The organism is Aequorivita iocasae (assembly GCF_016757735.1).
Lineage (GTDB): Bacteria > Bacteroidota > Bacteroidia > Flavobacteriales > Flavobacteriaceae > Aequorivita > Aequorivita iocasae.
Window position 1 is genome coordinate 85,653 of sequence record NZ_CP068439.1, and the last position, 12,620, is coordinate 98,272.

Annotated in this window: 10 protein-coding genes; 1 reads left to right on the forward strand and 9 read right to left on the reverse strand. The window is 35.7% G+C overall.

Going from position 1 to position 12,620, the window contains the following annotated elements; all coding sequences use genetic code 11:
- Positions 1-36: 36 nt before the first annotated feature.
- Positions 37-1,215 carry a lipoprotein N-acyltransferase Lnb domain-containing protein gene (locus JK629_RS00410; RefSeq protein ID WP_225626064.1) on the forward strand — a complete coding sequence of 393 codons (1,179 nt, stop codon included), beginning with the start codon at positions 37-39 and terminating at the stop codon, positions 1,213-1,215.
- Between the two features lie 706 nt (positions 1,216-1,921).
- Here the strand turns inward: JK629_RS00410 and JK629_RS00415 are convergent.
- The 9 genes from JK629_RS00415 to JK629_RS00455 form a co-directional block, all read right to left on the reverse strand.
- A complete protein-coding gene (locus JK629_RS00415) occupies positions 1,922-3,316 on the reverse strand; it encodes a sugar transferase (RefSeq protein WP_202336628.1) in 1,395 nt (464 codons plus the stop codon).
- Positions 3,317-3,464: 148 nt separating this feature from the next.
- Positions 3,465-4,487 carry a glycosyltransferase family 4 protein gene (locus JK629_RS00420; RefSeq protein WP_202336629.1) on the reverse strand — a complete coding sequence of 341 codons (1,023 nt, stop codon included), beginning with the start codon at positions 4,485-4,487 and terminating at the stop codon, positions 3,465-3,467.
- Positions 4,450-5,751 carry an O-antigen ligase family protein gene (locus JK629_RS00425; protein WP_202336630.1) on the reverse strand — a complete coding sequence of 434 codons (1,302 nt, stop codon included), beginning with the start codon at positions 5,749-5,751 and terminating at the stop codon, positions 4,450-4,452. The genes JK629_RS00420 and JK629_RS00425 overlap by 38 nt, the downstream gene beginning before the upstream one ends.
- Before the next feature lie 80 nt (positions 5,752-5,831).
- The gene (locus JK629_RS00430) at positions 5,832-6,974 is read right to left on the reverse strand and encodes a glycosyltransferase (protein ID WP_202336631.1); all 1,143 of its coding nucleotides are present in this window, start codon (positions 6,972-6,974) and stop codon (positions 5,832-5,834) included.
- Positions 6,947-8,002 (reverse strand): glycosyltransferase family 4 protein, encoded by a 1,056-nt coding sequence (locus JK629_RS00435; protein ID WP_202336633.1) that lies wholly within the window; start codon positions 8,000-8,002, stop codon positions 6,947-6,949. Before JK629_RS00435 ends, JK629_RS00430 begins: the two co-directional genes overlap by 28 nt.
- Positions 8,002-9,333, reverse strand: a complete 1,332-nt coding sequence (locus JK629_RS00440; protein ID WP_202336635.1) for a glycosyltransferase family 2 protein — start codon at positions 9,331-9,333, stop codon at positions 8,002-8,004. Before JK629_RS00440 ends, JK629_RS00435 begins: the two co-directional genes overlap by 1 nt.
- Before the next feature lie 3 nt (positions 9,334-9,336).
- Positions 9,337-10,398 (reverse strand): glycosyltransferase family 4 protein, encoded by a 1,062-nt coding sequence (locus JK629_RS00445; RefSeq protein WP_202336636.1) that lies wholly within the window; start codon positions 10,396-10,398, stop codon positions 9,337-9,339.
- Between the two features lie 53 nt (positions 10,399-10,451).
- The gene (locus JK629_RS00450) at positions 10,452-11,315 is read right to left on the reverse strand and encodes a polysaccharide pyruvyl transferase family protein (protein ID WP_202336638.1); all 864 of its coding nucleotides are present in this window, start codon (positions 11,313-11,315) and stop codon (positions 10,452-10,454) included.
- The gene (locus JK629_RS00455; RefSeq protein WP_202336640.1) at positions 11,312-12,382 is read right to left on the reverse strand and encodes an exostosin domain-containing protein; all 1,071 of its coding nucleotides are present in this window, start codon (positions 12,380-12,382) and stop codon (positions 11,312-11,314) included. Before JK629_RS00455 ends, JK629_RS00450 begins: the two co-directional genes overlap by 4 nt.
- Between the last annotated feature and the right edge of the window lie 238 nt (positions 12,383-12,620).

Consider the following 12,620-nt stretch of genomic DNA (forward strand, 5'->3'; position numbering starts at 1 on the left):
CCAAGAGCCAAGAGCCAAGATGAAAATTAAAATTGCGTGAAGAAATATTACATACTTTTTCTACTATCTATAATAAGTGTTTCTGTAAAAGCACAGTTTGTTCCACTTTCTGAAGCTTCAGAAATAAGTATTTTAACCATAGGCCCAGGTGCTGAGCTTTACGACAAGTTTGGGCATAGCGCTTTTAGAATAAACGATCCCGCCACAGGGCAGGATGTGGTTTTTAATTATGGGGTTTACGACTTTGACACACCCAATTTTTACACAAAATTTGCACAAGGCAAACTGCTCTATCAGTTAGGGGTAAGTTATTACGATTCTTTTTATGAAAGTTATGTAGCCCAAAACCGCTGGATAAAGGAACAAACCTTAAACCTTACCCAATCGGAAAAACAGGCGGTTTCAAATTTTCTTTGGAACAATGCTAGGCCCGAGAACAAAAAATATAAATACGATTTCTTTTTTGACAATTGCGCTACCAAGATTCGTGACGTAACCCAAGAGGTATTGGGCAATAAACTGGAATTTAAGGATGATCATATAACAGAAACCTATACGTTTAGGGAACTCATTCAGCAAAATCTCAATGCCAACAGCTGGGGAAGTTTGGGGATAGATATAGCTTTGGGTGCTGTAATTGATAGAGCCGCAAAACCCATTGAATACCAGTTTTTGCCGGATTATGTTTTTAAAGGTGCTGCCAACGCAGTGATACATAGAAATGGGAAAACCGAGCCATTGGTGAAAAACACAAAGGTTCTTTTTGAAAATAAACCGCAGCCTCCTAGAAGCAATTTCTTTTTAAGTCCGATTTTTATATTGGGAGTTTTGGGTTTATTGATTGTACTTGTGACGTATCGAAATTATAAAAATAATAGGCGAAGCCGCTATTTGGATGCCCTTATTTTCTTTTTTACGGGGCTTATTGGTATTTTTCTTTTGTTGCTTTGGTTTGCAACAGACCATACCGCAACTGCAAACAACTACAATCTGTTATGGGCTTTTCCTATTTCGATTTTGGTGTTTTGGGTCATTGGTAAAAAGAAGCCTTCGCCAAAAATTAAACGATATACCCTTTTGTTATTACTTCTTTTAATTCTTTTGGCAATCCATTGGATTACCGGCGTACAGGTATTTGCAATTGGATTATTGCCCTTATTGATTGCCTTGGCAATACGTTATGTTTATTTGATTTACGTTATTGGGAAGGAATGACATCCCTCCCCAGCCCTCTACTTCGACAGCGCTAAGTACATTGCCTTCAAAGGGAGGGAGTTTGATTGCGTTTGCAAGAAACCTTTTTTTAAAGAATCAACCCAGAGGTTACTAGGGAAAAATATCAAATGAAAAAGGTCAAATGTCCAATTAAAAAATATACCTCTCCATCCTTCTAATTCGAAAGGCTCAACACAGCGCCTTCAAAGGGAAGGCTTGATTTGGGTTAGAAAAATTTCTCAAAAAAGATTCAACCACTTCGGCATTAAACGTAAAATTTAGAAAATGACGGGTGAAGATTTACTAGTATACAGTGAATATAATATGTATATGATACGCTTTATACATACTATATATATACTATAAACATACTATAGACATACTATAAAGATACTATAATCATACTATAAAGATACTATAATCATACTATAAATAAATTTTAAATATAATTAGAGATATACGAATGAGTGAAAAGCGAAAAGCGAAAAGCGAATGGAAAGTAAAAAGGAAGTACAAGGGAAGAAATTATATATGTTTATCATAATTATATTTTTATCCACAGATGTACAGAGCTCAAGGAGTAACCCCATGGCCCCCTTAAAGGGGGAAGTAAGCACGAAGTATGAGTATGACCCATTCAAAACCCATAACTTATAACGCATAACTGAAACCTGGAACTTGAAATGAAACCTGCAACTCATAACCATCACTGTCCCCTAAAGAATATGATAGTGCTCAGGGTTTTTATAATGATGGTAACATCCAGAAAAAGACTCCGGTGCTTGATGTAGTATAGGTCGTATTGCAGTTTTTCAAGCGAATCCTCTTCGGTAGAGCCGTATTTGGCATTTACCTGTGCCCAGCCTGTTACGCCGGGTTTCACAAGGTGCCTTACTTCGTAAAAAGGTATTTTTTCTATTAGTCCTTCCACAAACTCGGGACGTTCTGGCCGGGGGCCAATAACGCTCATTTCACCCTTAATAACATTAATGAATTGGGGGATTTCATCAAAACGTGATTTTCTTAAAAACCTACCAAACTTTGTAACCCTTGTATCTTTTACCAAGGCGAACTGCGCGCCATCCTTTTCGGCATTTTTAACCATACTGCGCAATTTGTATATTTTGAAGTGATTGCCGTTCTTCCCCACTCTAGTCTGGCTGTAGAACAAGGGCCCGCGATTTGCAAGTAAATTTCCTATCAATAAAAAAGGAAGCAAAATGATGCCGAAGGTTAGGCCCAAAACCGAAAAAAACAAATCCAAGATTCTATTGAAGAAAAGGTAAAGTTTGTTTTGGTTGCTACGGCTAAAAGGGAAGTAACGATAGAAATCCTTCTCCACGTGCTGTACCGGAATACGATGTGTCAACTCTTCGTAAACCTGGGTATATTCGCGAATGGGGATTCCGTTTTCCAATAACTTTATCAAATGGTTGTTCAATTCCACAGTCATTCCTTCTGAAAGCGGTGTACCCACGACTATCTCAGAAATAGTCATTTCTTGCGTCAATAAAGAAATATCGGCAATAGTGATGGAGTCAATTTCAAGAGCGTTAATGATGGTGCCGTCATTGGGGCCAGTATTAAAATAACCGATAACACGATAATTAGGGTCGGATTTTTGGAGGGAGGCTACTATGGTTTCCACGTCGCTTGCGTGGGCAATCAAAAGTACCCTTTTGTAAAAACGGGGCGCAGAAATAAGGATGATGTAGGCATAACGCCACGCCAACATTGCAATATTTATAGCCAAAAAGAAATAGACTATCTGCAAACGGTTGGAAGGCAACATAGGGGTATAAAATGGTGTAAGCAGGTAAAAAAGAACTGTTACCGAAGAGGTTATAATCACATTTTTTACCACCACATCAAACTTACTCGCTTTCTGAAGATTATAAAGCTCAAAAATTGTTGCGAAAACGCTTAGATAAATTGCCAACACAATGGACCATACCCAATGTTGGGAGTTTATTTTGAAGTAATCAAAATTGAAGACAATACCAACGAAATACAACAATGACAGCACACTAACAATATCCAAAATTCGCAGCAAAATTTTGCGTTCTGAGATGTCGAAATGTATGCTGTTTTTTTTTGACATAAGTAATCGTTTCCAGTTTCGTTATGGACTTCTTTTAACCACAAAGGACACAATGTTTTCACAAAGGACACAAAGACCTACTCCGTGAACTTGGTGTCTGCGCTGTTTTATTTGCGGTTATCGCCAACACTCCAAATTTACTGAAATTTCATTCCCCTAAAAGATTTATCCATTTATGTTTTACTTTCCCCCAATCAAGGTTTTCCATTTTTGCTCGGGCATTTTTTGTGATATTTTGAACTCTTAAAGGGTCGGTACATAATTCTTCAATGGCTTGCACAAAAGATTCCGGGGAGTTTGCAGGTACCAAGATACCATCAGTACCATTTTCAATCAAACAAGGCATACCGCCTACATTTGTTGAGATTACCGGCAACCCGAGTGCCATGGCTTCCATAACACTTACTGGCATATTGTCGAAATTGGTGGTGCTAATAAAGATGTCAAAATCTTTGGAAAGCGCCATCCATTCCTCTTTTCGCATCATACCTGTGAAATTTATGGGGAGTTTAAGTTCTTCGGCAATCTTTTTACAGCGTTGCATGGAACCGTCTTTGTCAGGCCCCACCATACAGAGGGAAGCATCAATCCCTTTCTTTTTAAGGATTTCAACTATTTCCAAAGCCAATAAGGGGTTGTATATTTCCGAAAAGGAACGCACCCACAGTAGCTTTGGGGTTAGGGATGTTCTAATTTGAAATGGATAATTTTCAATTTTGAGGGTATTTGGTATGTATGTTATATTTTGAAAGCCGGCATTTTGAAATTGGCCCATCATAAACTTTGAGGGGGCTATATTCATCAAAGCCTTACCAAAAAGCGCTTTGCTGAGGCGCTTACTTTTTTTTAAACGGCTGGGAAGGTTGCCGCCGTGCAAGATTGGCATATAGGGCAGTTTAAAAAAGCGGCATAAAGCAGCCACAATAACCGCATAATAAAAATTCTGTGTGCTGTAGGTGTCTATCAAGACTAGGTTGACACGATTTCTATTTTGGACAGTTGCGAACGCCATATCCAACAGTCGAAAGGTTTTATTTTGTTTAGAAGATGCTGTTATAACTGCATATCCCTCTGCTTCCAGTTTAATTGGAAGTTCGTCGATAGCCGTAGGATTCTTGCCGTGGACTGCGAGTTTATTTCCTATGTAAAGCAGGTTTTTTCTTGGGTGCATAATCTATATTCAACAAACATAAGGCATATATAAAGGCTGGGGCGGCGATGCGCATTGATGTGGTGACGATTGTAAGACCCCAGAATAATAAAAATGGATAGAAATAGATGTTCTTTCGGCCTTTCATTTTTGTTAACATAGGAGCGATTAAAAGAATTAATAATGCTAAAATACCCAGTAAACCATGTTCAGATAACATGCGTGATATTTCATTATGGGATGCGGAAATAATTCCCATTTCTTCCCTAAATTGAAACTTGCCCTGTCCAATTCCAATTCCAAAAATCGGATTCTCCTTGAAGGCATCAATCTCTACGGCCAATAAATCGACACGACCGGTCGTAACATCTTCCTTTTCCCTTCCCAATGCATCCTCATTGGCATAACGATTTCCAATAAGGCCCCCTGTTTGTACCAATGTATATGACCAAACCATCAGGGCTACACCTAATAAAGATAATACTTTAACAGTTATTTTTGCTTTGCTTTTTATATTACTGCTTACGTATATAAAAACTATAAAAACTACCGAAATAATCAGTGAGATCAGAACCCCTCCCCTAGAGAATGTAAGCAATGCACGATATGTCATTACAATCATTAAAAACATCATACACCATTGAACAATTATATTTCTATAGGGAATCAATAATCGGGAAAATAAAATAAACATTCCCAATCCTAATACAGTAGCTACTTGGTTTGGTCCATACCCACCTGACAAAGCAGCATTTGAAGCAGTGCCAGTTACAACTTCTTGAATATCGGGAGTATATAATATTATATACACTACTGTACTTATTAAAGGATAAACTATAAAATCTAAAACCTTAAGAAAATTTTTTAATGATATTGTTCTGCCATAACAGAAAATAGCAGCAAAACTTAAACATAAAGGCCCGCTGAGATTGAAAAGTACTGTAGTTCTAAAATTCGCATCGTAAGAAATCGCATCCAATGATACCAAAACACCAGGCAATAATAATAAAATGTAACCTATATAAGAAATTGCGTTTCTTTTAAAACCCAAATACAATATTCCCAATAAAACAAAAAACATAACAGCATACTTTCCCGTTTCATAGAAAACAAAAGCTTTGGTCATACGAAGAAAAACCTCCACTCCAGTAATGTAAGCTGCAGCAAGAAGAACATAAAGAGCTTTATTCTTTTTTAGTATTATAGAATAAATAAAATAAACTAAAATACCAAGCATATAAAACACCATCAATGAACGATCTACATACGCCAATAAACCTATCAAAATATGAAAGATTATTGCATATAGGGGTTTTATGTTTTTAAGGGCTAGCAGTTTAATAATTATATATGTTTACATTTAATTTAGCTATAGATTTCCGAAAAAACCCGATTGTTATAGTTTTGATATGTAAAACGTTTGGCGATCTTATAATTATATTTTGTGATATTTGTGAAATCGTCTTCTGTAACCTCAAAGCTCTTATTTATTGAATTAACAATTCCACTAATGCTTATAGCATTTATTAAAATTCCGTTTTTTTCGTCCTGCACATATTGGTTGATGCATGAGATGTTAGAAACGATAGGAATACACCCAAAATTCATTGCCTCACCCAATACCTTTGGAAATCCCTCACTTTTAGAAGGAAGCACCAAAAAATGGCATTTTTCATAAATACTTACCACCTTTTGCTTTGGCAAGGAACCATAAAATAGTACCTCTATTGATAGCTTTTTTGCCAATAACTCCAATTCCTGTTTTAGATGACCATCCCCCACTATATGCAAACTACCAAAATTTGCAGGAAGGTTCATGTTTTTAAGCGCTTCCAAGAGTAACATACAACCTTTGTTTTCGTTCAATCCGCCTACAAAACAATAATCTATTTTATCCTTTATGTTTTTAGAATCAATAAATGATTTTCCTTTTAATCTGTCCAATGAGTCCAAACAAGGATTTTCAAAACTAAGTATGTTTTTAGGCTGATTAATCCAGGCACCATTAACAGTTACCTTTGAATTTTTTCCTAAGTTTTTTAACCACTTACGCTGGATGTTATAGAAAAAAGGGGCATTGCCCTGCCAGTCGCCCGCATATTTAAACCAAAATTGTTTTTTGGGAAAAAAATATGAGACAATCATGGCAGCAACCGCGGGGTTTGATGGAGCACGAACGTGTATATATTTAGATTTAAAAATTTCGCGAAATATTCTCAAAAAATATACTGGATAATTAAGGATAATAAAGAATTTAGAAACTACTGTTTTGCCTCCGGTATTTTGAAGTCCAATAGTATGGATACGTTCATCTGTTATTTCAAGAAAAGATTTGTTGCCAGCCAATTGTTTTTTATTAAAACCGATCCAAATAATGTTATTAAAAAAATTAAGCTCACCCAACTCCTTTACCACAGGACCGAATGCATACGTATTTCCGTTCTTTTGGAACATACCCGTATCTGATACTACTAAGAGTTTTATATGACTTGGTATATTTTCAGGCATTTCTCAAAATAGGTTTTTTCAGAAAAAAAATTCTGATGTATCATTTTTAGTTGTGTTGCCAAATTTGACTGAAGGGATGGATTATTTAAAATCTCATTTACTTTCATAGTCCATTCTCTTTCATCAAATATATCCATTATAAAACCATATCCATTTTCCTTCAGTACTTTTGCCACCGACCCAGTATTGAACATAATGAGTGGCAACCCTTTGCTCATAAACTCGATTGCTGCCAATGGTCCTGTTTCCGATGCGGCACAGTGAATTGCCAGACTATAATTAGGCAATATTTCAGCTACACTTTTTTCAGAGGTAATAATGTGAATTCTATGGGTTATTCCTAATGATTTTGTCAAAGCCCTAAAGTCATTGTAGTATTTATTATCTACCACTACTCCATATAAATCAATTTGTATATGCTCGGGCAGATTTTTCAAAACAGCTAACAAAAACTCATAATTTTTCTGCTTCCTAAAATTACCAACTGCTACAATCTTACTCTCCGTAGCTATTTTTTTGAAAAACCTATTTTCCCTGACAATATTTTCAAGAAGAAAAATTTTGTTGTTGAGCTTATTTTCTCTTGCCCAATGAACTAATGATGGGCTAACTCCTATGTAGGCATCGCAGTTATTTATACATTTTTTCAAATACGGTGAAATTGAATTATCGTTATCTATTTCGCCATAATGATCATGAAATACAACCTTAAAATTTCTAAAAAATTTTGGGAGAAAGAATGTTATTCCGACATATCGCAATACGTGGCGCGAATGCACGTGGACTATGGTGTAGCGGTTTAATAAAAACAACATTTTCAATAAATAAATAGGATTGTATTTATTTCTTCTATTTAAATATTGCACCTTAATGCCCTTTTGGATAAGTTCTTCATCTAATTTTGCAGGCTGTAAAAGATTCAAAAAACTTACCTCAATCTTATTTTCAAATAATAGAGAGCACAGGTTGACAGCAACCCTTTCAGCACCGCCCACGTCCAATTTATCGATAACTTGCAGTACTTTCATCAATCCAGATTTTTTATTAGGGCCCCTTCCTTTAATTTATCTGTTGCTAAATTCCAGGATTTTATAATTTGGAATACTATTACTGGAGCAATGATTATTGAAAAAATAAAACCCATCACCATGCCCAGTTTGCTTTTTTTAAATTGGTAAGGTATAACCGAAGGTGGTACAAACTTGAGCAAGGCCAAAATTGCCCTTTTTCCTCCATAATATTTACGAAATTGATATAATACACTTGGGACCGGCCGTGCCCCAAACCACTTTTTTGGTCTATACCCATCCCAACTTCCCATTTCACGCAAGCCTCCAGAGCCAACTTTTAAATGCAGCCTCTCGGCATAGGGGTTTGAAATATTTTTATAGCCATTCAAATAACATCTCAGTCCAAATTCGCCATCGCCCATACGTTGTTTTTCATACTGTCTATCAAAAAGTCCGATAGTACGGAAAATTTGTTTTTTCAACAGTACATTTCCCGTATCCAATTGGTCCGAAATTCTAAAGAAAGAATAGTTTTGGGGTACTTGTGCTCCTACGGCAGAAATAGATACCCCTGCGGAAATGTCGGCATTAAAAAAATCGAGACATTTAAGGTGATTTGTAATCCAATCAGGTTCTACCCGACTGTCATCATCAAAAAGTAGAATGTATTCCCCTTTTGATAGTTCAATGGCACGGTTTCTTGCAAGCCAAAGCGCACGCTCAGATTGCTGGACCACTCGAAGGTCCAGATGAAAGCCCTTATAAAATTCTTCCTGAAAAGGATTGGATTGGTCTACAATTATTACTTCAAAATTTTTATAATATTGCTTTTCCAAATCTTCGAGCACATCCTTTAGATACTCATAGCGATTTAATGTGGGTATCATAACGCTTACCATTGGATTTTGGGAAAGCAAGGATGATTGATACTGCGTCCAATCCTGATAGGCTATTGGATTTTTCAAATAATCGCTTCTTTTCACATCACTGCTTTTTTTCCAGGCAGATAGCTCCCTAATCGGATTGTGAAAACTACCAATACGCAATAAAAGTACATACAGCACCCAAACTTTATGAAAGTACTTTCGCAAGAAACGGTACTCATCAATAACTGGCACTTTTTTAAAATTAGTATAGGTCTCAATATCGCCAATATACCCTTTTTGAATTGCCTGCCAGGAAAGATCGTATGTTCGAGCGCTTTTGCTGGAAAATTTAGTTTCTGCTTTTAGCTGAGTGATAACTTCCTGCGGTAATAACTCCACAATTGGAAATATGGAGCTGCCATCCCTGCGATAAAGCTGGAAATAATGAGTAGGCTGCAAATATTTTAGGAATGTGAATAGCATAGTTTATTGCAATACCTGCTTAAAGGCCTGGTAGGTTTTTTCCTTGCCAAAATTAGCAGTATACAATTCTTTAAAATAATTTGACGGTATTTTCTTACCGCATAAATATTCTTCTATTTTTAAAGTGAGTTCATTTTGGTCGGTGGGGTTAAATTCAAAAAAACTGTTCCCTTCTTTATTTTTTATAAACTGTAGAGCACCAAACCTATTTGAAACCAGTACTGGAGCATCAAGGCAAATTGCTTCAATAAAAACAAATCCAAAGGCTTCATGCAAACTTGGCAATACGATCAAGTCCATCTTTTTATAAAAAGTGGGAAGTGTATCTATTTCTAGATTTCCCAAAAATATAATTTCATCCTCCATTTCCTTGGACTGTACATAGGCCTTTAAGCTTTTTTCCCTTTCTCCTGACCCTGCAATGTACAATATAAAGGTACTACCGTATTTCTGCTTAAGGGAAAACAATGAATCTATAAGAAGTTTATGGTTTTTGCCTTTTACCAAACGTCCCGGGCAACCTATTTTAAATTTTGGCGTGTCAATTATTTCTATACTCTGTGTAGGCTTAAATTTTGTTATATTGGTATAGAATGGCACGGTAACTATTTTAGCTTCAGGAACCAAAAAGTTTATCACGAGGTCGTTTTTTAAGAGAGAGGAATTTACGATTACTTTATTGGCAAGTTTTACAACATTTTTTTTTAAAATAAAGTTAAAGAAACCGGGACGGGTATGTGCACTTTCTGTGTGAAACCAAGCTATATTCTTTTTTACACCCAGCAATCGGCCCATTAACAAAGATGGATAAACGTAGTTGAAATTTGAAATTATAAGATCTGGTTTTTCCCCTTTAATGATCTTAAAAAGGTTTTTGTAATTGGCAAAATGTCCTCCTTGTTTTGCGATTACTACTTTAATTGCACCTACATTCTTTTCAGTTCTTATTTTTTTTAGTGAAAAAACGGTAACCTCATTGCCTTCTTCAACCATTCTTTTGGCTAATTCCAAAAAAACATTCGCCAAAAAACTTTTATTGTATGTAAAGCAGAAAAGGATTTTCATGGATTCTTATTGCAAATAAATAGTATTTATAACATTTTAATTACTGGAAAAAATTATTTGTTGCGAATGAAGGAGCTTATAATAGAATTAACCGCTTCTTGTTTTTTTATTAAATAGTCTTTAGAATATCTAAGCTTACAATTATTTATTATTTCATTAACAGTCATTCCTGCTTTATAATCTATATGTTCTCCTTTAGCTTCCATTCCTTGATAGTAATCTTCAAACTTGTGCAAGCCGCCAATTACATTGTCACTAAATTTTAAATGAATATTAGGCACCCTGAATGCATCTGCGAATATTAGTCCATGCAAAGAAGAGGAAGCGATATGTTCACAATTCGTAATATCCTTTGCTACTGCCGCGGGTTTTCTTCTTGGATGAATAAACTTTATGTTTTCATCAAATTGTAACTTCTTAAAAATTGATACATCTCTGGAATGCGGAATTATTCCTAGCTTATATTTTTTTGAACCAGAATTTGAATAAATTTGAGAGGCCAAGATACCCGGATCGGCAAAAACTACATTTTCGGTAACCCCACATTGCTTAGCGCTTAACGGACCACGTATGATTTTAACCTTCCAGTTATTCTCTCTTCGGTTGTATCGGTCCACAATGAAACCTGCTCCTAAAACATAACCTGTAAAATCTCTTAAATAGGTTCCTAATATAGATCCTGTTAAAGCCGCTTCACTTTTCTTATAGGTGGGAACAAAGATTAATTGTGCACCAAACGAACGAATTAGATCCTTATTAAACATATCCCCAAAATTATTTACACGTGCGTAATGGGAATAAACGATTTTTCTATTAGTTATTTTGGCGTATAAAAATTCCCGATTGTTAATGATATTCAGATAAAATGCCACAATTTCTACGTGTGCTCTTTTTAGAAATATAATCAATCCATTCATTTAGCTTTCTTTTGTATGTAATCTAAGAGAATCTTAAAAAAATATTTTAAGCGTAAGTTTTGCTCCCAAAGTTTTCGGTTAGCACGTTGTAAATTTATTAATTCCGTTTGCGATAAGGCGCTGTGAAATTCTTTTATTTTTTGTGCCACCTTATCGCGGTCTTTATATTCTATCCAAACCACATGGTTTTTCCAATCAATGAGGTCGTCAAGCGGTAGGGAACAATCGGTATCTATAAAAACAGGTATCCTTCCCATTGCTAGTGTTTCATAAAAACGGACTGAAAAATTGCCTGCCCCCCTTACACAGACTACATAGTCAGATTCACGTATATTGCTGTAAAATTCAAGGGTTGTATGGTGGGCATCCTTTTCGGCAATAATTCCAGCTCTGTATTTTTTTCGGAATATAAAATTGGCTTCAACAATTTTCGATTTTTTCAATGTATTAAGTACAGAGGCCCTTAGAAATGAAGTTGAAAGCACTTGCTGAACCTCATTTTTTGATTTTCCAATATAGTTTTTAAAATTACGCAAACCAGTGTTGATAATTTCTTTTGCGGCATTTAAAATCGATGGATTTGCCTGCCCACAAAATCCGATTACAGGTTTTGGAAGATATGGTCTTTGAACTATCTCTTCGGTATAAAAATATTTCTTTAATGGATCTTCAATAAAAACCGGCAATGTATATTCATTATCGGTATATTTTGTTTTATAACCACTAAACCTAAGTACAATCAAATTTTTAAAATAGGGAATTTTAATTCCAAAATCACCATCGTTTAAAGCAATTACTTTTTTATTTAAACCGGCACACTTCTTTACCAATGCAATGGCTATGTTTTCTTGCATTGTCTTTACGTAATAATTCCATGCCATTGTGAGTATAACCACATCCGCTTCTTCCAAATGCTCAGTAAACGCAAAATCCTTTTCGGAAACCCCATAGGAAACAATGCGTTGTGAATCCGTAAACCCTTCTGCTTTGATGAAAGGTTTCAGCAAAGGAAAGAGCAGGCCGCGGTGGGCTTTGCTGTAGTGGGATTTTGGGTAGTAGAGTTTCACGTAGGTAAATATACTGTTTATGGAAGTTATAATTTAAATCGGAAGGGGTTCTCGATACATTTTTTATTTTCCGCTTTCGCTCCAAATAAAAAACACTCGAACTAACAACTTTTAAACCACTGAATAGGGCTTATGTCAGGTCGAGTGAATTTGAGGGAGGCGGGAGCCGAACTCAAATTTGTATCGAGACCAGTTTGCAGAGAAAAACAACTTTTGCAGATAAAGGGTTCTCGATACA

Bases quoted from the DNA above. Each gene is read 5' to 3' on its own strand.
- JK629_RS00415 (WP_202336628.1), bottom strand. From the start codon at position 3,316: ATGTCAAAAAAAAACAGCATACATTTCGACATCTCAGAACGCAAAATT.
- JK629_RS00430 (WP_202336631.1), bottom strand. From the start codon at position 6,974: ATGCCTGAAAATATACCAAGTCATATAAAACTCTTAGTAGTATCAGAT.
- JK629_RS00420 (WP_202336629.1), bottom strand. From the start codon at position 4,487: ATGCACCCAAGAAAAAACCTGCTTTACATAGGAAATAAACTCGCAGTC.
- JK629_RS00440 (WP_202336635.1), bottom strand. From the start codon at position 9,333: ATGCTATTCACATTCCTAAAATATTTGCAGCCTACTCATTATTTCCAG.
- JK629_RS00445 (WP_202336636.1), bottom strand. From the start codon at position 10,398: ATGAAAATCCTTTTCTGCTTTACATACAATAAAAGTTTTTTGGCGAAT.
- JK629_RS00450 (WP_202336638.1), bottom strand. From the start codon at position 11,315: ATGAATGGATTGATTATATTTCTAAAAAGAGCACACGTAGAAATTGTG.
- JK629_RS00435 (WP_202336633.1), bottom strand. From the start codon at position 8,002: ATGAAAGTACTGCAAGTTATCGATAAATTGGACGTGGGCGGTGCTGAA.